Genomic DNA, 21564 nt, shown 5'->3' on the forward strand with positions numbered 1-21564 from the left:
CGCTACACCTCTTCCCAGGGAGCATGGTCGAGCGTGACATCGACGAGGCTGTAGGCGTGCTCGCCGTCGTCGAGGAACGGCAGGTCGGGCATCGCCGACGAGACCAGATCGACGGTGACGTGCCGGCCGCGCGAGTCCGGGGCGAGGACCACGAACACCCGCTGGTCGCCCGGGGCGTACACGACGCCCGCCACCGCTCCCGGGTCGCCGCCGCCGCGCACGGTCAGCCACTCGCGTGGTTCGAGGATCCACCGCTGCGGGGCGTCGGTCACGGTCGTGTCGGTGATCTCGTGCGGGTAGTTGCGCGAGCGCGACAGCGGCTCGGTGGCGTCGATCATGATCGCCGCCGGCTGCGGGTCGGCAGTGCCGTCCTGCTGCCAGAACACGACGACCTGCGGGTGGTCCGGCACGCCGAGCGGCTCGATCTGGAAGCCGGCCAGGAAGGAGTCGACAGCGCTGCCCGCCGGGTGCGATCCCAGGGTCGACAGCATCGTGGTGAACGTGGCGACCGGGCACGCCCGGGCCGAGCGCAGCACGCTCGACACCGACCAGGCGAAGCCCTCGATGGTGCCGAAGCCGCCGGTGGTGAAGTGGCGACGGAACACCCGCGGACCCCGGGTCGACTCGGCGGCGCCCTGATCCACGAGCTCGACGTCGAAGAGATACTCCATGAACGGGTGCAGCGGGACGTCGAACTGCACCTCGCTGTGCTGGACGCGCGTGAAGTCGATGTCGATGCAGGCCAGTTCGCCCCGACCGACGGCCTCGGTGAGCGCCTTGTCCCAGGGTGACAGTAGCGTCGCCTCGATCGGGGTGAGTGTCGTCGCGTTGATCGGCATCGGGTGCGGCGTCGTGGCGGTGCTCTCGGGGTGCTGGCCGTTCGCGGCCTCCAGGCGCAGGCGGAGTTCCTTGCCGTAGGACCCGAAGAAGCGGTCGACGTCGTGGGTGTTGAAGACGAGACGCAGCTTTTCGCGGCCGAACCAGCCCTTCTCATTGTCGTCGGGCATCGTCAGCATCGTCCACGGGTCGAGGCGCACCGGCACCGCATCGGGCGTGTCGGTGTAGATGAGCCGGGTGGTGTCCGCCGGATCGGCGGCGATGGTGTCGGTGCGGAACCAGAAGGTCTGGCTCGCCGGGTGCGCGGCATCGCCGAGCGTCTCCGCGTCGCTCTTGCGGGTGGCGAAGTACTCAACCACGACGCGGTAGCGCGAGTCGGGCTCGAGGAGGGCGTGGTCGCTGCTCGCCGGACCGACGGCGTTGGTGACGGTGTCGTGGTCCTTGTCGATCCCGTGCTGGTCCCAGTCATTTCGGGCGACCTCGGCCGCCGACACCAGGCCGATCGCGGCGACGAGGTACCGCGCCGAGACACCGCCCTTGCCCGGCTCGACGTGGGTGGCGGGTCCGGGGGTGACGCCAGGCTGCCCGGCCGAAGCGGGCGTCGTCAGGCCGATCTCGACGATCGCTCCGGGGTTCTTCACCGATGGCACCTTGACGTAGGCCGGCAGCGTCGGAGTGGTGTTCGCCCACTGCACCAGGTCCTCGACGCTGCCCGCCCAGGGCCCCGCGGGATCGACCCAGTCCGGGGGCAGCGCCTTGCCGCTCGCCAGAAGGTCGCTGCTGGTGACCACTACCCGACCGGTCTCGGCCCCGGCGCCGTCCAGCACCCGCACGACCAGCGTCTTGGACGCGGCGACCGCTCGGGGCACGAACAGCAGCAGGCCGAGCGAGTTGTAGGCACCGGTGTGTAGCTGTACGACATCGAAGAGGTCGCGCTGCTCGTCCTTGATGCCGGCGCCCGCCAGCGTGCGCCGCGTCGCCTTGTCGGCGAAGTTGGTCGCCAGACCGTTGTCGAGCATCGGGGCCTGGAGCGCCTTCACCGGGCACAGACCGCCCTGGGCCGCCGCCGGCAGCACCGTGGGGACGACCGTGCGGTCGAGCGACTGCAGGCCCAGGTGCCAGAGCGGCGAGGGCACGGCCGCGCCCAGCGCCGTCTGCTGCAGCAGGTGGTCGAACGTCGCCGCCGCGGCGGGTCCCTCGACGAGCGCATCGATGCCCGTCGCCGCCAGCTCGGTCTTGGCCACGAAGCGGGGTGAGCGGGGCACATCGGGCGGGACGTGGGCAAGCGTCGTGCCGAGCACAACGTTGATGTCGGGACCACCTGGGTGGACGTCGCCACGGTCGCACCTCACCGTCGAGCCGATCACGATGGCCGGGATCACTCCGCGGAGCGCATCGAGCTGCGCGTCCCCGGTGCGCCACCGCTCACCGACATGCAACGACGTGCCCGGCGGCGTGCTGCGCTGCGTGCGGGGTGGATCGGGCCAGGCGACGCCCTCGAGATCCCACCCGGCGGCAGATGGTCCGAACGGCTCCAGCAGAAACGTCCACAGCACCTCGGCCGGCGGCGCCGCGGGAGTGCACACGCTGCCCCAGCGGTCGGTGATCGTCGCGGTCAGCTTCTCCGTGTACTCGATCGCCTTCGTGGCCGGAGTCGCCTGCCAGGTCAGCAGGGCGAGCTGGGCCGCCGGGTTGGCCTTCGTCGACGGGTTGATCGTCCACCACACCACCGGTGCCGCGCCGGTGCCCGAGCCTCCCGCGAGCACCGGCGAGTCGAGCTGGCCGTTGCCCTTCACCCGTTCGAGGCGGATGCCGGTGATCTCGTAGTGGTACCGATCGCCGGAGCGCTCGGCGAAGCCGTCGACACCCACGCCGGGTGCCGTCTCGAGCGGCGTGCCGAGCCCGCCCACCGTCACGTCGGCCGAGGCGACCGGTGGCACGAGCATCGAGATCACCGGGATGGCGTCGATCGGCACCACCGGCATGTCGCCGTCGGCCGGCAGGCCACCGGTCTGCTCGGGCGCCTGGCCCAGGCTGGTGTCGACGCCACGATCCACGGCCGAGCCCTGCGCCAGCGCGGGCGAGCGCGACTGTAACGAGACCTTCTCGACCAGCGGCGGGTACGGCGCGACCGGGTCGGGGCTGCTGATGGTGATGTCGACGCATCCCGACACTGAGAAGAAGAAGAAAGTGACGTGACCGCAGGCCTGGCCGTGGACCGACACGTTCAGGTCGTCGCCGGCATCGTTCTCGGCCACGATGACGGTGAGCGAGGCGTCGGCGCCGACGGACACGATCCACAGGCGCAGCTCGCCGGCGACGTAGATGTTGCCGGCGATCGTGAACGGCTTGAAGCCGAGCTCGGCGTCCATCCCGCCGCCGACCTTGATGTAGAGGCCGGCGTCGACGTCGCCCCACGTGAACGATGCCGCGGCACCGAACGCGATCGCGAATCCGGTGAGCGCCGGCAGCGTGGCGTGGCCGTTGTCGAACTGGTTGAGCCCGTCGCCGCGGAACATCAGGTAGCCCGTGCCCTTGACGATGCCGAGCACGTCGATCTCGACCGACGGGCCGCCGTAGTCCTTGCGGGCACCCAGGTAGATGTGCCAGTCCTGGGCGTCGGCGCCGAAGGGGAACACCGCCTCGACCGGGATGACAATCTTGACGAGGCTCTGGACCTCCCACGTGACGAGGATCCCGATGAGGAAGTACTCCGGCGTGATCTCGATCACCGCGAGGATGCCCACCGTCATCCCCAGCTCGCCGACGCTGGGCGGCGGCGACACGATGCGGGCGTTCATCATGATCAGCACGCGCGGCCCGGGCAGCTCGAGCAGGAACGTGCCGTCCAGGTTGATCAGGTAGCCGCCCTCCATCGTGCCGATGAGGATCCCGACACCGAAGGCCCAGTGGTCGATCTTCGGCTTCCACAGGATCAGGCCGGTACCAGGGCCGGATAGGTCAGGGCCCCGCAGCAGGTGGGGCTGGCCGCCGGCCGCCTTCAGCCAGGCCAGCGCCGGCACGCCGGTGTTGGCGCCGATCTCGGCGTTGCGCTCGTAGTGCATGCCGAAGATGCCGCGGAAGCCGAAGATGCCGAGGCCGGTGCTACCGAGCGGGATGCCGGCCGGGAGCACGACGCTGAGCCCGACGTAGACGCCGGTCGTCTGACGGCCGGTCGCGGCTTCGGTGATCGTCGCCACCTCGACCGCGGCGCAGACGCGGACGCTCACCGGGCGGATGGTCAAGTCGAGCTGACCGCCGATGGTGCCGATCGTGTTGCTATCCGAGTCGACCTCGTTGCCGATGCGCATGTAGCCCGCGCCGGCGATCACGCCGGGGATGTCGATGCGGGCGGCGAGAGCGGTGAGCTCGGGCAGGCGCGTCGGGTCGTCGAGGTAGGCGCGCACGCTGGCCTGGTCGATGCAGACCACCCCGAGGTCGACGCCGAGGGCGATGTCGACCTCCAGCGTCATCGGGTTGGAGCGCGACATCCGAGCACCAAGGACACGCAGGATCTGGCCGAGGGGCTCGGCGATGTGCAACCCACCGCCGCTGGCGACGTCGATTGTGTAGCCCCGCGTGGAGTCGAACACTGGCCGGAAGTCCCAGCGCGCGCCCGGGGTGCTGCCGTCGTCGTCGCCGTCGCGGTTGGTGAGGCTCAGCCCGATCGCCTTGTAGCGGATCTTCAGCGGCTGCTCGCGCTTGATCGTGACAAGGCCGAGGAGGTCGATCGACCAGTCGATCTCGACGTCGGCGAGCACCGTGGCGGTGAAGCCGTCGCCGAGCTGGCTGTGCAGGTACTCGACGCCGAACAGGATCACGCGCTCGACCGCGAACCACGGCAGGGCGGCCACGACACCGGGGACGACCAGGGCGGCCCCCGCCAAGGTAGCGTCGACCACACCCCCCTCGCGGCCCTCGGCGGCGTTGCGCACGGCATCGACCGCAGGGACCTGGGCGAGCATCGGCCAGAAGCTGAGGTAGGAGCCGAGGAACGTGACACCGAGGTCCTTGGACGCCGGCATCGGGTCGACCTGCGGGATCCACCCGAAGTGCACGAGGCCGTCGGTGTCGGCGGGGTCGGCGCCGACCGTGAGCAGCGTCGTCCAGCGCCCGGTCGAGGGGTCGCTCTGGACGAGCGCGCGCATCGCCATGATCCCATCGGCGGGGTTGCCCGGCCCGACCGGCGTGCCATGGTCGAGCGTCTTGCCGCGCGGCAGCTGCGTGCCCGCCGGGGCGTTGGCCATCTGCCCCTGCAGCTTCTCCTCGGTCATCGTGTTGATGTCGACTTCCAGGTCGAGCTGGAGGGCGATCAGCTGGCTGTCGACGACGCGCACGGCGACCTTGGCCGATCGGAACCATCTCGGTGGCGGCGACACCTCGGGCACCGGCGGGTCCTTGGCCGGCGCCGGCGGCTTCGGCGTCTCCGCGGCATCGCGGTGCACGGCCACGGTCCCGCTGCCGGCGGGCGTGTTCGGCGTGAACGAGACGGTCGCCCTCCAGTGCTGGCGGTCGTTCGGCGCCGCGTGCGACGTCCAGCCGACGGCTGTCGCCCACGCGTTCTGCTCAGCCGTCGTCGGCGCCTGGGGGTCCGCGACCGCCGGCTGGATCACGAAGTTGAAGTGCTTGGCCGAGAACCGGGCCGCGACCGACGTTTGCACCGCGATCGCCCGGCGCCATGCCAGGGACGTGTTGCGGCCCTTCTGCTTGAGGTCGCCCTCGAAGCTGGCATCGCCGACGATGGTGATCGTCGTGCCGACGGCGAGGTTCTGAAAGTGCTCGCCGTAGGCGGCGACGGGATCCTGGGCGCCCGGTGACCACGTGTGCGCCCCTCTGCTGACGGCCGGCTGGGTCGACATCGCTGCCGAACCATCCGCGCCCGAGCTGTTGAAGAAGAAGTAGTAGTCGAGCGAGGCGGGGCTCGGCAGGGCCGGCTTCGTCACGGAGAACAGGCGGTCCGTCCCGGCCGCGACCGAGCTGGTCAGCTCGGCGCCGGGACCCGCGTTGGTGATCGCCGGCAACGAGCCGCCGGCAGGCGCGCTCCACACCAGCGCCGGGTCCGGAGGCGAGCTGCGCAGCGTCACCTGCTCGCCGGGACCTTCGCTCAGCACGAAGGTGAACGGGCCCGTGGTCGCGGTGATCTTGGCACTCTTTGAGCCGCCGCCGGGTGTGCCGCCGCCGGGCACGCCCACCGTCACCTCGGGCGTCAACCGGGTGACGGCGATGTGCATTTCGACCGGCTGCGCGGTGGGTGACCCGGACCGCACCTCGATGTCGATTGTGGAGGTCCCGTTGGTGCCGAGGTCGAGGTCGTACTGCACAGCGGTCGGCTGCAGCGTGCCGTTTATCGTCACCTTGCGGATGTAGGGCGCGCGGCCGCCGACGACGTCGACGATGAGTGTCGACTGCTGTGGCACGCGCGCTTCAGCCGCCACCACCCCGGTGGCGGCGTCTTTGGCGCCGAGCGTGACGCCGAACGTCTTGTCCCCGGCCTGGAAGCGTGGGAGCAGCTTCAGGTCACTGCCGCCCTGCTGCACAAGCGCGGCGTCGAAGTCGCCCCAGATGCCGGTGGTGCGACCGAGTCCGATCAGCAGCTCCTGCGCACCGCACTCGAAGGCCAGGTTGCGCAGCCCGTCCGGGGCGACGAACACCCGCACCTCGGGCAGGTACAGGCCGGTCCAGTCGTCACCCACCCCTGCTTTGTCGCGCAACGCCGGCGGAGTGAAGTCGCCGTCAAGATCGAGCGTGGCACTGCGGAACCCGATACCTACGGCGCGCGCGTCGGCGTCGCCGAGATACGCGTATGGCGGTTCCATCGAGATGAACTGCGACACCTCGACACTGCCCGGGTCGTCGAGACTCGACACGCCGGCGCCCACGAACGAAAGGACGAGCTGGGTGCCGGTGGCATTTCCGTGACTGAACCTGAAGCGCATCCGGGGTAGGACGAGGGCGACGTCCGTCACCGAGCCATCGGGCATGAGAGTCCCGATCGGGCTCACCTTGGCGGGATGCAGGAAAGGCGGCCGAACCTTGGGGGCGTTGAGGATGAGATCGAAAACGAACCCGGTCGACGGGTAGTCGCTCGGCGTGACGACCGCCAGGTCGTCGAGCAGGGCAGAGGTGTCGGACGCGGCGGCATTGAGCCCCATCTGGGCCTCGGCGAGGATCTGCGACGCCTGACGCGGGACGAAGAGCTCGAAGTCGATCGTGGTGTCGCGAAGATCGAAGATCGGGTCACTGCGTGACGGGTCGTGTGGCGGGCTCGCCTCGTCGACACCACCTGCCACGAGCGTGCCGTTGCTCGGGAAGAAGTCGAGCGACCCGTTCACCTCGCAGTGGCCGCGGATCGCCACGCCGAAGTCGTCGATCGCAGACTCGAACTGCACAACCCTCAACACGCTCAGAGCGGCGTGAGTTGGACCGATGTTCTCCCCACGGAGGACATACGGCAGAACAAGATCGAGCAGGGCCAGATTGGCCATGGCGACACCGTAGTGTCGAAGACTGGCACTGGACAAGACCGAGTTCCCTGGTGTGGCATGCACGGATCGTTCGAGTTCTGCATGGATCACGATGGTGGAGCAACGGGGAATGCATTCGGCACGTAGGGCGGAAATCCAGTCGGAAGGCAGGGTTTCGGCGTAGTCGCTTGATGCCCGGGTTCGTGATCATGTAAGGCCGAGGAGGGCGAGAGGGCGTTTCGGGTCGCGGGACTTGGCCCGGAGCGCGGCGGCGACGTTCTGGGTGCCGGTGAGGCGGAAGGCACCGATGGCGAGGTTGCGCCAGGTTGCCATGGTGCGGGGCGCGTTGCCGGTGCGAAGCTGCGAGGCATCCTCGGCGAAGGTCGTGTCCCGCACGTGGGGCAGGGCCTCGATCTGCCAGTGTGAGCGGATCGTGTTCGCGAGTTGGGCGGGGGTGGCCTGCTCGGCGCTCAGGCTGGTGACCGCGTAGACGGTCTTGATGCGGACCTTGCCGTTCTTACGGTGTAGGCGGCGCCGCTTGAGCTGAACGGCCTGGCGGGCGCCGGGAAGAGCCGGACGAGCTGTTGGCGCGCGCCGGGCCATTCCAGCGTCTGATGCAGGAGTGACGCTCAGTAGAGAGCGCTTGCCAGGACGCCGGCTGAGGGAGTCACGCAAGTGTCGGCGACGGGTGATTCAGCCGCCGCCGACAGTACGCAGCCTTGACGGCGCTCGGAGTGAAGCTGCCTGCCAACGTGTGCTTCCGTGCGCCCTCCGCATGCGAGCCCCCGCGTCGGCGGCCTGGCGGGCGAGTCTCTCGGCTCCCGTCCCCGGCATTGAAGAAGATCGGTGTTACGGCCTTGAGGCAGAGGGAACGTTTGCTGGCCATGGGGGGTGGCCAGAATTGCGCGCTACTGTTGCCGAGTCACCGTAGGGACGACCCCCTCCGCCAGACGGATCGGTTTCCACGTGCTGGAGCCACCGGCCTCACAACAGATTGTCGAGCATGCAGACTATTCGTCTTGGAACAGCGGGATCTGACGCATGGCCAACACGGTGCCGTCGCGGCTGATCGAGACCACTCCGCCCCACTCGCGGTCCCAGAAGGTCCCGTGCCGTTTGCTCCTCCATGCATGTACGCGTTGCCGGTAGGCCGCGACGTCGGCGTGCCGCTTGGGTTTTTCCCTGGTGACGAGGGAATCGAGGATGTCGGCGGCGACGCCGGAGAATGCCTGTACTCGGTTGCCGTTGAGCCGAAAGACATGATCCGTGCCCTCGAACTTCTCGCCCAGCAGGGTATAGCCCAGGTCCTGGACGCTGCCGGAGGCGGCGTGGGCGAAGCCCTGGAAGAAGTCGCTGCCCTGGCGGGGGGTGAGGAGCGCGGCGGTGGATTCGCCGTCCCCGGCGAAGGCCGTCAGACCGGCGGCTCCGACGCGGGCCAGGACACGCTGGAACCACTCGTAGTCCTTGGGGTCTTTGGGGCCAACTTGGCATCCGGGCTCGGATGAGTCGGGGTCCTTGCCTTGTCCTGGTTTGAGGATGCCGATGTCCGGGTTCTTGCCGCTTAGGTCCAGGCCAATGTCAGCGGCGGGGGTGCCGTCGGGGATGTGCAGCCAGCCGCCGGGGCCGTCGGCATGCAGGACGTGGACAGTGAGCGGGTCGGTCAGGGCGATCTCCGTGCTGAACAGCAAGGCCGGGGTTTCGTTCCAGGCTCCGACGTGTACTCCGTCGGCGTGGACGGCTGCGGAGGCGAGCTGTTCGTAAGCCTTCTGCCGGTCGCTGTGGTTGCCTTTGCAGGCGATGGGGAAGACGCGCGAGGACTCGCCCGGCTTCCAGACCTCGGCGAAGAACTGCGGACGGTAGGGGTAGCCGACGGTCTTTGTCTTGGCCTTATCGCGACTGGTCAGCGTCCAGCCGGCCCGTAGGGCGGTGTCGGCACGGACGAACGAGATGCTGTGGTCCGGATAGCGGCGGGTGAGGATCTGTTCGCTGACGGCCAGTGCGAATGCGTGTCCCAACTCCTCCGACTGCAGCGCCTTGTAGTACATGGCGATTCGCTTACCCTCGTCGGACAGGCCGAGCAGGTTGCCCTCCTGCGACAGGCCGAGCTGGGTCTCGGTATGGGCGCTGAGCGCCTGGCAGTACTTGAGACTGCCCCAGTGCTCGGCCAGCCCGCGCGAGGCACCGCGCTGGGACAGCGCCAACCCGCGGCCCAGGTGATGCAGGACGTCCCAGAACGTCAACGTCACGGACAAGCCGACCTCCGTGCCGGGGAGCGGACGCAGCCCTGGCTTGCGCCGCAGCGGCTCGTAGGTCTCACCCGTCTTGGTCTTGCCCTCCTCCTGCCGTTTCTCGAACGTCTCACGACGCTCCCGTTCCTTGTCGGCTGCAGCCTCGTCCACCTTGCCCACGAGCTCCCGCGTCGAGTGCACCGACACGGACACCTGCTGCCTGAGACTGTTCAGGACCTCTTCAGTCTTCGGAGTGCTTGCCACGACTGCCCTCCCCACCTCGGATGTCCCGGTCGACCACCGACGGCCGATCGGTCACTCAGTCGAACAGCGGCGCCAGTGCGTTCGAGCCGGCGAGGATGCGCCAGGCGGGAATACGGACAACTCGCTCGACAGGGCCGGCTTTTGCACCGCGACCGCCAGAGGGCAACCCGACGAGCAGACCGGCTCGTTCGTGTACCAGACGGAGGTGTCGTGCTGGGTCGCGGTCCGGCCCGGGGCCGGTGTCGACGACTACTGCGGTGTTGCCTTCGGACGCGGTGAACAGCAGGTCGATCCGTTGTCCGCCGATCAGGGTGTCGCGTTCCAGCTCGACAACACCGCGTGCGGCGAGGAACTGCTGGACGGTGTCGGTGAGATCCCTGCGGCGACGGTCCTGCCGAAGGTGAGGCTCTGGTACGGGAGTTGGCTGCACCCCGGTGCGTTGTGTTTGGTCCCACAGGAGCGAGCGTGAGGACAGCAGATGCGGGAGCCCTGTCTCCTGCTGCCAGTAGATGTGATTACCCACCGTGATCAACTGGGATTTGGCGCGGGTGATCGCGACGTTCCAAAGGTTGACCTGGCTCGACACCCAGTGGGCTGTTCGTGGCGGGGTGTTGGTGGTGGCCACCGGACTGAGGATCATCACATCGCGCTGACCGCCCTGGAAGGCGTGCACCGTTCCCACCCGTACCCGGTCGTTGCCGATCATGCTCTCCAGGGCGTCCTTCTGCGCACGGAACGGTGTCACCACGCCCACGGTCGCGCTCTCGGGCAGGCGGCGAAGCAGCGCCCGCACGATGTCGGCGACAGCGGCAGCCTCGGACGGGTTACGCCAGGACTTTCCTCTTGGGCCGCGTGCCGACTCGCCGGAGGGCACATTCGCCCAGGCCAGTACAGGGGCTACCTCCCCGGTGTCCATGAGATCGACCGCGGTTACCTGCCGGCGCACGTCGGTCATGATCTCCAGCGCGCCGGAGTAGCAGTGGCCGTTGACGATGTCTGCGATTTCCGGGTGGCAGCGGTAGTGCTCGTCGAGCAGCAGCGCGTCCTCGCCGTTCTGCGCGGCGGCGTGATAGGAGGAGTGGACGTGGTAGGCGAGTCGTCGGTCTTCCAGCCAGGCCGCACTCAGCCCCGCTTTGACGCGGGCCTGGCGTTCCTGTTCCGGGGAGATACCGGGGATGTGAGTCAGCTGCATCGGATCACCGATGATCAAGGCCCGGCGGGCGCGGAACAGCAGGGGCAGCACCGCGGCGATGGAGCACTGGCTGGCCTCGTCGATGACGACCAGGTCGAAGAGCTTGGCGTCCGGCTTCAGCTGGCGCACCGCGTGCGTGGTGATCGCCCAGCCCTTCAGGTGACGCAGCAGGTTCAGCTGGCTTCGCTGGGTCCCCTTGCGCTGACGCAATGTCTGGAGGCGCTGGTCCAGCAGCGATCGGCCACGGCCGAGTGCCTCCGCTGAGATTGCCTTGCACAGTTCAGCGGACAGTTCGGTCCGTGTGGTGGCGCAGGCTGTTCGAGCCTGGTGCACAGTCTGCTCGTCGTGGGCGAGTTGAGACGGCGTGAGTTCACGCACCTGGCGTTCCAAGTCGGTCACGTCCGCCAGGTCGTTGAGGAGGTCCGAGGCGACGGGCCGTTCCCCGGCCCATGCAGGCAGTTCCGGGACCGCCTCGGGGCCGACGGCTGCGATGAACGCCTTCATCGCACGCGTGCGCCGCCAGCGTCCCCACCAGCTTCTGGCCGTTGCCGCCCCGCGGGCCCGCGCTTCCCAGCGGGCAAGATCCGCAGGGCCGCCGGACTCCCAGAGTCGTGGCAGGAGCGCCACCGAAAGCCCGACCTTCTCGGCCGACTCCGCACGCTGCCCCAGCACCTGGGCCAGCTGCACCTCACCCTCGACCTGCCGTCCGGCCTGGTTATACAGCACAGCCGTGCGCGAGCGGAGGTTGCGCAGCTCACCCGCCACGGTGGCGGAGCTACGGCCGGGCTGGGCAGGCGGATCCGACAGTAGCCGTTCCAGCTTCTCGGCTTCCTTGACCAGGGCGTCGACGTTGCCGGTACGCATCAGCAGACCAGGGGCGATCTCGTCGCACCGCTGGGCGACGACGTCCACTGCCTCGTTGTTGGTCGACGCCACCAGAACCGACTCGCCGGCCGCGACGCACGTGGCCACCACCGAGGTGACGACCTCGCTCTTTCCCGTGCCGGGCGGGCCGGTGGCCACGGTCAGGGGCTGCGTCATCGCCGAGACGACTACCTGCTCCTGGCTCTCGTTGGACGGCCCGGCCGCCACCACGAGTACCGGATCGGTTCCTGGCGTGGGGGCGGCAGCGTTCAGCAGAGCATCCAGAGCCGTACCGGGGATCTCGTCCGTACGCGTGGAGATGGCCAGCAGGTTCTCCACGAGTCCGTCGGTGGCGAACCGTTCCACGCTCGACGGGGCCAAGATCACCGCGGCGTTGTGTGCTCCGGGGCGCAGGGCCTCGTTCACCGAGTCGGCACGCAGCGCAGAGGTGTCGAGCGGTTCGAGCTCGGGTAGTCCCAGCGCGCCGAGCAACTCCCGTACGGCTCTGATCATCTGGGCGTCGTTGCCGTGCTGCCACGTCGGCTGCCAGCGGGCGAGCAGCTGGGCGGCCTCGTCCTCGGAGAGAAGCTCGGTCACCACCTTGGTGTGCAGGGACGGCACCCCGCTGGGACGGAGTACGGCTCGCCCGCTCTCGTCCGGGGCCAGCTCCATCTGCTGAATGAGCAGCGGTGCGATGCCCACGTCCGTGCGCCGGCCGCCCCCGCCACGGGACGGGAGGGTGACGGCGGGATACCCGTACCAGTACTCGTGCTGATTGGCGGCCTGCCCTGATCCGGCCTTCCCCGCGCCGGTGCCTGATGCATGCGCGCCGGGCAGCCCCTTGGGCGCCGGCAGCACCGAGCCCAGGCCCGACTGAATGGTCTCGGGCCCGTCATCCACGAGGAAGTACTGCGAGTTCCGCCCGCTCCGCCGGTCGGGCAGCATGCTCGCCGCGGCTTGAGCGCTCAGGCACTGCGCGTAGTAGCGCAGAAGCCGCTGCCAGTCGTTGGCGTTCTCGCTGTCAGCAGCGGCCCGCGCGCGAGCCTTCAGCAGAGCATCCGACGGCCCAGGCGGCTGATCGGGCATGGCGGGGAGGCTGACCGGGCGCGCCACGGACCGGGCGAAGTACAGGGTGTGGGTGGCGCGGATGGTGGACTTGGTGGGGCGCTGCTCCTGCGGTACCCCCTTGCGCACCATCTGCGTGGTCAGGTACTCGAAGAGGTCCTCCGGCGAGATCCACCCGCTGTCCTTGATCCGCCCGTTGCGCAACCCTTCGACGATTTCGCCGGTGAAGCGGGAGGTGCCGAGCGTCGATCCGTCGGGCGCCATGGCGGAGGCGGCCTGCAGCGCGTCCGAGGCGGTGATGAAGTAGACGCCGGTGGGACGCAGCAGCGTGCTGCGTTCAGCCTCGTCTGGTGGCGAATCGTCTTTGCCCTTGGCGCGCCAGCCCTGGACGACCGAACCGCTGGCGCAGCAGTCGAGCAGCACGATCTTGGTCGCGGCGCGACAGGACTGCAGGGACCGTTCCAGGAACTCCGCGGACACCGCGGTGCGGGGAAGATCGGTCGGGTCGCTGTCGCGGGTGAGGAAGTACAGCTGGTTGTCTGCTTCGCAGAACTCCCCGTGCCCGCTGAAGTACAGCAGCGCGCTCTCGCTCTGCTGCCGCTCTTCGAGGAACGACTCGATGGCGTGCAGCATCTCGGCACGCGTCGGTTCAGGCACCATCTTGCAGTCGTTGTACTGGCCGATCTCCGTGTTCTGCAGGACTGCCTGCATGTAGTGCAGATCGGCACGGACCGCCGGAAGGTCGTGGTAGTCGGCGTGGTCGTACGTGGAGACGCCGATCAGCAGGGCGTATCGGTCGTTGTTACGCACCGTCGGTCAGCCGGCCGTCGAGGTGTCGCCGAGGCCCTCGCCGTGGGAGGTGTCCCCGTTCGCGGGGAGGGAGTCGTCGGCCAGGAACTGTTCCAGGCGCTCGGCGTCCTCCCGGGCCTGCCGGCCGGTGATGCGCAGGGTGGCTCCGTCGGGGCGGGTCGCGACGATGGTGCGCTGAGGCACCTTGGCCAGCCATACCTGAACGCAGGCCGCCGCCAGCGATCCGGCACTCAGCACCAGACCCACGACCCCCACGACGTCGCCGCCCTTGTCGGTGCTCACCGCGGGACCTGCCGAGGGCAAGCGCAACGAGGCCGTCGGGTCGGCCTCCGCCACCTGGGCCAGCAGTTCGCGGGCATCGCTGCGCGCCCTCAACGGATCGTCGTCGATCACAGAGATCAATAAGTGCGGTCGGCCTTTGCTGTCGTTGCTCACGCGTCCCCCTGCGCTGTCAGCTGTCGACTCAGGTGCTTGGGGAAGCTACCGGAGCAGCGGGACGAAGAAACGTGCACTTCCGGAATCTGCCGATAGTTGACGCGAAAGCTACTTCGCTCCCGCAGACGGCGTCAGCCGGTCGGAGGAGGCGGGGAGGCGAGTTTTTCCCGCCGTGCGGCCGGGTCGGACCGCTGGATCGCGCGTATGAGCCCGGCTACGGGCCGTCCGGGGGAGCCCCTTGGACGGCTCTTCGCTGTACTCACGTTGGGAAGCCGGCTACGACTCGTGTTCGCACGCGGGAGCCCGGGCGAGCCCTCAAGCAGCCCAATCCGTGTTCTCGATGGCGGAGAACGCCGTACCGAACACCGTTACCGTGACCTCCTCGACGGCCAATGGCGGGTGGGCGTAGGTGTCCCAGGTCTCGGAGAACTCGGCATGCCGGGAGAGCGCCTGCACGGTCTTCGGATCGTGCTTGCCGGAGCCGCCGAGCGTGGTGGTGTAGAAGTGCTTGAGATCATGGAAGCGAGTTCGTTCCGGAAGTCCGGCTAGTCTCACGGCCTTTCGCCATTTCTGACGGAAATCGCTGGGAAGGACGGGGTGGCCGGACCGGTTGGTGACGATCAGGTCCTCGCCCACCGGCTCCACGGAGTCGCGCTCCTGGCCGGCGCGTCCGGAGTGGGGCAACGCGGGCTCTGGCCCGGAGAAACGTCTCGTGTGCTGGGTCAGCCGCTCGATGAGGAAACGATCCACGGGCAAGGTGGCATAGCTGGCTTTGGTCTTCAGGCGTACGGCCTTGCCGCGCTGGCGCTGCTCGACGATGCGCAGCAGGCCGGCTTCCCAGACCACCAGCCCTCGTCTCATCCCGAGGGCTTCGCCCAGCCGCAGGCCGGCGCAGGCTCCGAGCCAGACCAGGACCTCGTAGCGGGGCGCCACCTGCCGCATTGCCGCGGCGACTGCCGCGACGTGTGCAGGAGACAGGGCAACCTTGACGCGTGGCGGGACTTCCGGGAGTTCGATCCGCGCGACGATGTTGGACGGAAGCGAGACATCCTCGTCGGCCATGTAGTGCAGGAGAATGCGCCAGGTCTTGAAGATCTGGACGACCGTGGCGGGCGATTTGATGCCGGGCTTGTCGAGCAGATAGTCGACGAAGGTCATGGAGTCCCGGCGGCGCAGGGTGCTGGCCCGACGGTTTCCGACGAACGGCAGGACATGATTGCGGAGATGTCCTTCGTAGGCGGCGGTGGTATTGGAATTCTTCTGCCGCCTGCGCCTCCTTTCAATCAACTGAGCCGCATAGTGCGCAACGCCTAGAAGGTCAGCGGGATTTGGTGACTTCTGGTTGTGGAGGTCTGCGAGTGCCGTGTCCAGGTGCTCGCGTGCTTCCTGCCAGGTGGCCAGGCAGGCTCTTCGTTCTCTTCCGTTGATGTCGGTGTAGCGCGCCTGCCATTGCCGGCCCCGGCCGTGATCCGCGGACGGATAGAGGGGGCGTTTCCTGGTGCCGCATCGGCACGGCTCGTCGCCGCGTTCTGGTTTGGGATATCTCTTGTGCCAGCGATCGAACGGCTCGGTTGGCTTGCTCAAGTCTCCGCCCGTGGATCGGAACTGCTAGCTGCATCGTGTGCCAGTCGCCGAGCCCCCGTAAGGGTCTGCTGCCCCGGTTCGAGAGGATGCCGGAGGCTCATCTCGGTGACGGCTTCTGCGACGGATCGCATCTCGTGTAACTGGTGTGAGTGGTGTCGGTCGGGGTGCGGCCAGAACGATGCTTTCCGCTACACCCAGTAGTTATGCACAGCTGTTCATGGTGCGCCCTGATGGTGTGACGGTCGAGTCACCGTGTGCCCAAAAGTCAATCGCTGCCGGATCCGCGACTTGTGTCCCTCGGAATGCAAATCCGGCGTCTCAGAGAAGAGCGCGGCTACAGCCTGGAGGAGCTCGCCGAACGCAGCGGATTGAGCTTTCGCGGACTGATTTACATCGAACACGGGCGGCGGAATCCAGGTGTGTTGACCATCCTGAGCATCGCCTCCGGGCTGAACGTAGCGCCCGCCCGACTGTTCGAAGACGTCTCCCCGGCGACCGGTGAGGCGGAGACCCGGCGCTGAACGGCTCCTGCGCTGTGGAACCGTCCACGAGCGAGATGCGTTACCTGTAGCGGCGGAAGCAGGCCTCGCCCGGACACATGGAACGATGAGCGATCCATTGCCAGCAACCAGGCAAAGGTGATAATCGGTAGGCGCTGTAACGACGCCAGGTATCGCTTGCCGTTCCGGACGGTCCGTCACCAAGTCCTTGGTCTGGGCTCGGGACTTGCTCGGACAGGGGGTTCGGCAAGGGCGCAGTACTCGATCAACTAGTGGGGAACGTGGCACAAGCAGGATCGCATTCGGCGGCCGGCCAGATGATCGGGTACCTCTATCAGTGCGAGTTGGCGCTGTTGGAATTGGCCGAACGCAGCTGGGACGACCCCGCGGCTGAAGTGCGCATGGAGGTGCTCGACGACATCGAGTTCCTCCACGGCAGCGGCACTCCCGCGGAGCTGTTGCAGTCCAAGCACCGTGGTGAGGCCGGCCAGCTCAGCGAAACGGGCAAGGACTTCTGGCGCTCGGTCGCCTCGTGGATCGACGCGCTGAACACCCTCGGCAATCCCGGAGCCGAGTCGATGCCGCTGCTGCGGCTGGTGACCACGCAGGTAGCCGCCGAGGGCACCTTCTACTGCCTGTTGCGCCGCGGAGACCAGCGGGACGTGCCAGCGGCGCTGGCCCGCATGGAAGAAGTGGCGGCCGCGGACGCTCCGAAGACCACGGCCGACGAACGCAAGATGTTCTTGGACCTGCCGCCCTCGCAGCGTTACCGGTTCGTAGACGCCCTCGTGATCAGTGACGGCTCCCCGGTGATGTCAGACCTCGACCCTAGTCTTGCCAAAGCGATGGGGATCCGGGCCAATCAGCACGACGCGGTCCTCGACCAGATCAAGGGGTGGTGGTATCGCGTGGCCGTACAGCTGTTGGAGCGCAAGGACCCTGCGCGGCGTCGGGCGTCGGTGTCGGCCCAGGAGCTGTTGTGCCGCCTCGACGAGGTGACCGACCAGTTCGCCGGGGAGAACCTGCCCATCACCGAGGAACTGCGCCGGCTGACCACCGCGGAGATCGCCGCGTACAACGACGATCTGGTGGTCGCGCAGATGCGGTGGATCGGCCTCAAAGATCGCGGCATCGCCACCTACCTGCGCGACTACCACCACGCGCGGGCCCAGCGCTCCGAGTGGCTGCGCACCTTCAAGATCACCGAAGACGGGTTGGCGGACTACGAGCAACGGCTGTGGGACGAGTGGGACCACATCTTCGTCGACCTCACCGACGACCTTGATGACGACAGCGACGAGTCCGACAAGCACGCCGTCGGCAAGGACGTGCTGAGGAAGACGATGGACAAGGTGGCCGACGAGCCCGCGCGCCTGGGCAGCAACACCGTCGGCTGGGTGGGCCGAGGCACCATGCACAGCCTCGCCGACCGCGCCGACTCGGACGAAGGCCCGGGCTGGCACCCCGACTTCTCATCCCTGTGCCAGAACCGCGTCAACGAGCAGGAGAACTGACCGTGGCTTCCACCAGGCGTCTCCCGGAGGCCGAAGCCCTGCTCAATCCCGCCTTCGGCGCCTATCTGCTGGCCTGCAGCATCAACGCGGCCACCAAGACCGCCGCCCGCAATCCGCTGCCGTGGACCAGTGCCTTCCTCGTCCTGCCGTTGGTCCTGCCCGCGGACACCCGCGCGGATCTGCCGGTCAAAGCCAGCCGCACCATGGCCGCCTGGCTGACCGAACACCCCCGCCACCAGGCCGCCTTCGCCGACCGAGCTGCCGCGCTGACCGACTACACCCGAGCCAGCCTACGCACCGGCATGCGCCACCGGGCCGTGGAGATAGCCGGTCAGGGCCTGCGCTGTCCCCGAGCCCCCCGCCCTGCCACCGCAGACCACGGCAGCGAAGTCGCCGACTGCGCGCGCCGCGCGGCCCTGGTCGGACGGTGGCTCGCGGCGACGGAGCCCGCGACCGCGTTCACCCTCCTCGGCGTCCGACCCTAACGTTTCATTTCTCCTCGTCCCGCAAAGGAGCTACAGACCCGCCATGCAGCTACTCGCCCTGGCCCTCTACCACCGAGACGGCAGGCCCGATCCCCGGGTCATCCGTTTCCACCCCGGGGCGCTGAACATCCTCACGGGCGAATCCGAGACCGGAAAGTCCGAAGTCCTCGACATCGTCGAGTACTGCCTGGGTCGCAAGAAGCCCAATTTCCCCGACGAGCCCATCGACCAGACCGTCGGCTGGTACGCCGTCCTGGTTACCTTCGGTACGACCCGGATGGTTCTCGCCCGGCCGCGTCCCGTCGGGGACTCCACCACCAAGGCGATGATCCGTTTTGGGGACGAGAGCCTTGAGCTGCCCCGCGGCGATGAACTGCGGCCAGACGCCGATGTCACCGCGCTGCGCAGTCAGCTCAGCGCCCGTCTGGGTATCGAGGACTTCCGTTTCCAGCCGCCCACGGGCGCGGCCCGCTACCCCTTCGACGTCTCCATCGCCCAGGCAGCTCTGCTGTGCTTCCAGAAGCAGAACGAGATCGCCAACCAGAGTGCCCTCTTCCATCGCCAGAGTGAGAACGGCATCGGTCAGGCAATCAAGGACACACTGCCGTACTTCCTGGGCGCCGCCGGCCCCGAACAGGCCCTGCGCCGCCACCAGCTCGGCGAGGCGCTGCGCGAACAGCGCGGCGCCCAACGCAAGTTCGACGATGCCCTCCGCCGCAGGGACGGTGTCGACGCCCGCCAGACAGCGCTGCTGCGCCTGGCGGAACGCGAAGGACTCCTCCAAGACCTCCCGCCGGCCCTGGCCCCGCAGCAGACCCGAGCACTGCTGGACCGGGCCCTGACCGTCACACCCGTCACCGCCGGCGGAGCCACCGACCTGCAAGACCGACGCCAGGCACTCAACCAGGAGCGCCGGGAGCTACGCGAGCGCTGGCAGCAGCTCAACGATGCCTTGGCCATGGTCGACCGCTGGCACCAACAAGGCCACGCCTTCACCGGCGAACTCCACCTACAGCTCGACCGGCTCAAAACCCTTGACCTGCTCGGCCCCGAAGACGAAGACCAGCACGCCGACGTCTGCCCTATGTGCGCCCGCCCGCTGGACGAGCCCGACCCATCCGCAGGGGACATCACCGCCCTGACTCGGCATCTGGCCGACGAACTCACCCACGCCGAGACCCTGCAGCCCGTACGCGAAGAACACCGCCGCAGCCTGGAGAACGACCGCGACGCTGTGGCCGAGCGCCTTCGCCTCAACGGCGCCCAACTGAAAGAACTCAACTCCAGCGACGAGCGGATGAGGAACCTCCAAGACCAGGAGGTGCGAGTCGCCTTCGTCCAGGGACGCATCGCGCAGGAACGCGCCGCCGCCAGCGACCTCACCGAAGACGACGTACGCCGACTCCGCAACGACCTCATGCTCGCCCAGGAACGTGTCGAGGCCCTGCAACAAATGGTCGACGAGGACGATGTCACCGCCGAGACGGAACGCCGGCTCACCGATGTCGCCGCACTCATGACGCCCTGGGCACAGCGACTGAGCCTCGGACAAGCCGCAACAGCCGACGAGGTCCGCATCAGCCTCTCTCAGCTCAACGTCGTCGTTCGCCGCCCTGGGGGCCGGCTGCCCCTGACCCGCATCGGCAGCGCGAAGAACTGGATCGGCTACCACCTCGTCGCCCACCTGGCCCTGCACACATACTTCCTACGCGAGCGGAGGCCCGTGCCGCGTTTCCTGATGCTAGATCAGCCCACCCAGGCGTTCTTCCCCGAGAAGATCCGCGACGCCACCATCGTGGAAGACGCCGACTGGGCGGCCGTCACCAGCTACTTCAAGCTGCTACATGACGTCGCTGAGGAAGCCGGCGGGGGCCTGCAGATCATCGTGTGCGACCACGCCAACCTGCCCGAGAAATGGTTCCAGGACGCCATCGTCGAAAACTGGCGCCCCCAGGACGGCCAACGCAGGGCGCTTATTCCTGTCAACTGGCTTGAGTGATCTTGCTGCTCATCGACCACCGACGGTTAGTGCCTGGTGTTGCTGAGGCACAAACCGACGGCTGGTCTGTCTCGCAGAGGGCACCAGGTTCGCGACGAGTTGCCGAAACCGTTGCGATCGCAGGGCATGCCGGAACGCACCTCAACTCGTGCCCAGGGTAAGGGGAGCGCGGACTTCCGTCGGACATGCCTCGCCCCGCGGCCGATGTCTGTGGGGGGTCCGCGGGGCGAGCGTATGCACATCAAGCAACTGCTGGAACTACTCGGATTCCTCGCCCTGGTGCAGGGCGTCGCCGGCCTGGTGCACGAGTTCACCGACGTGCATTGGGGACTCGTGCAGCGGATCGGCTTCCTCGACGGCTACGAGCTCTACGCGAGTGTCGCCCTGGTCGTTCTGGCGATCGCGCTGTTCGCCGCCGCGGAGAGCCGGAGGTCCGGCTGAACGCGGACCGGACCTCCGGCTGGTCTCACCGTTCCTCGGTCCACTACGAGGGACCGCGCCGACCGGCTTCAGCAGCCGTAGTTGATCAGTTTGAAGGTCACGTAGTGGTCGGCCGTGTAGTAGTCCTCCTGGGTCTTCTTACCTGTGACGATGCGGCGCGCACCGCGGGTGGAGGAACCAGGGGTCTTGACCGTGTACTCGTGATAGTAGCCAGAGGACTGGCTGGGCAGGACGCCTTCCCGGTTTTGGAAGACGCTGCCGTCCTGCGAGTACGGGTACGGACCGCCGGCCTCGATCAGCTCCAGCGTGTCGTACGCCTGGGAGGGCAGGGCGCCGTAGCAGATGCTGCCGACCGCGGCGGCTGCGGGGGAAGCCGTGGCGACGGTTCCGCCGACGAGGAGAGCGGACAGGACGGCGGCTGCGGCGCCGATGCGAGTGATTCGTGGGGGGAATCTCATGCCCTCATGATGACGCGCGTAGACAGTGGCATGTCAATGACAACTCCGGAGATTTTCCCGTCAAGTCCGATGAGTTTTCGCGGAGTTAACTTGCGACTCCGCGTCACCATCTCAGCCCCACATGCTGGTGTGCCCCCTGGTGACTCGAGCCTGGAGCTGCTCGTTCTCCAGGCCAGCGACGGTGCAGACACCCCGGGGGCGGCGTGGGTTCGTTCAGCGGGTGCTGAGTGCTCTCGGGTGAGGCCTCGCTGATCTCGTGCGCGCTCGGCTGTGCGAAAGGGATGGTGCCCAGGCCATACTGAGAGCCTGTCGCAGTATGAGCAGGGAGTTCTGTTGCAGCCGAGCAGGGGTGAGGTAGCGGCCGTCGTGGGTTTCGGCGGCCAATACGGTCTGGCTGCTCGTGTGGTACTTGCCAAACTCCCGA

At 68.0% G+C, this 21564-nt stretch carries 12 protein-coding genes; 5 read left to right on the plus strand and 7 right to left on the minus strand.

The window, feature by feature from the left end; genetic code table 11:
- Positions 1–2: 2 nt before the first annotated feature.
- The 6 genes from CW359_RS12815 to CW359_RS12840 form a co-directional block, all read right to left on the minus strand.
- A complete protein-coding gene (locus CW359_RS12815) occupies positions 3–7322 on the minus strand; it encodes a hypothetical protein (protein ID WP_157968531.1) in 7320 nt (2439 codons plus the stop codon).
- Between the two features lie 186 nt (positions 7323–7508).
- Positions 7509–7904 carry a transposase gene (locus tag CW359_RS12820; RefSeq protein ID WP_232838367.1) on the minus strand — a complete coding sequence of 132 codons (396 nt, stop codon included), beginning with the start codon at positions 7902–7904 and terminating at the stop codon, positions 7509–7511.
- Between the two features lie 407 nt (positions 7905–8311).
- Positions 8312–9709 carry a hypothetical protein gene (locus CW359_RS12825; protein ID WP_232838368.1) on the minus strand — a complete coding sequence of 466 codons (1398 nt, stop codon included), beginning with the start codon at positions 9707–9709 and terminating at the stop codon, positions 8312–8314.
- Between the two features lie 139 nt (positions 9710–9848).
- Positions 9849–13724, minus strand: coding sequence for a caspase, EACC1-associated type (locus CW359_RS12830; protein ID WP_105970024.1), 3876 nt, complete (start codon positions 13722–13724; stop codon positions 9849–9851).
- A 6-nt stretch (positions 13725–13730) separates the two neighbouring features.
- A complete protein-coding gene (locus CW359_RS12835; RefSeq protein WP_232838369.1) occupies positions 13731–14117 on the minus strand; it encodes an effector-associated constant component EACC1 in 387 nt (128 codons plus the stop codon).
- Positions 14118–14474: 357 nt separating this feature from the next.
- Entirely contained in the window at positions 14475–15743 is a 1269-nt protein-coding gene (locus CW359_RS12840; protein ID WP_232838370.1) for a tyrosine-type recombinase/integrase, read from the minus strand.
- A gap of 302 nt (positions 15744–16045) precedes the next feature.
- On the opposite strand from CW359_RS12840, the gene CW359_RS47090 reads away from it, so the two are divergent.
- The 5 genes from CW359_RS47090 to CW359_RS12865 all read left to right on the plus strand — a co-directional run bounded on the left by CW359_RS47090 (position 16046) and on the right by CW359_RS12865 (position 20682).
- Positions 16046–16264: a helix-turn-helix domain-containing protein gene (locus tag CW359_RS47090; RefSeq protein WP_269805590.1), complete on the plus strand. Its 219-nt coding sequence runs from the start codon at positions 16046–16048 to the stop codon at positions 16262–16264.
- Positions 16265–16524: 260 nt separating this feature from the next.
- A complete protein-coding gene (locus tag CW359_RS12850) occupies positions 16525–17757 on the plus strand; it encodes an ABC-three component system protein (protein ID WP_198655197.1) in 1233 nt (410 codons plus the stop codon).
- Between the two features lie 2 nt (positions 17758–17759).
- The gene (locus CW359_RS12855; protein ID WP_232838371.1) at positions 17760–18242 is read left to right on the plus strand and encodes a three component ABC system middle component; all 483 of its coding nucleotides are present in this window, start codon (positions 17760–17762) and stop codon (positions 18240–18242) included.
- Positions 18243–18285: 43 nt separating this feature from the next.
- The gene (locus tag CW359_RS12860) at positions 18286–20241 is read left to right on the plus strand and encodes a DUF3732 domain-containing protein (RefSeq protein WP_105970029.1); all 1956 of its coding nucleotides are present in this window, start codon (positions 18286–18288) and stop codon (positions 20239–20241) included.
- Positions 20242–20481: 240 nt separating this feature from the next.
- Positions 20482–20682, plus strand: coding sequence for a hypothetical protein (locus CW359_RS12865; protein ID WP_105970185.1), 201 nt, complete (start codon positions 20482–20484; stop codon positions 20680–20682).
- A 68-nt stretch (positions 20683–20750) separates the two neighbouring features.
- Here the strand turns inward: CW359_RS12865 and CW359_RS12870 are convergent, their stop codons facing one another.
- Complete coding sequence (locus CW359_RS12870) at positions 20751–21140, minus strand: guanyl-specific ribonuclease (RefSeq protein WP_105970030.1); 390 nt, start codon at positions 21138–21140, stop codon at positions 20751–20753.
- Between the last annotated feature and the right edge of the window lie 424 nt (positions 21141–21564).

The organism is Streptomyces geranii, from assembly GCF_002954775.1.
Classification (GTDB): domain Bacteria; phylum Actinomycetota; class Actinomycetes; order Streptomycetales; family Streptomycetaceae; genus Streptomyces; species Streptomyces geranii.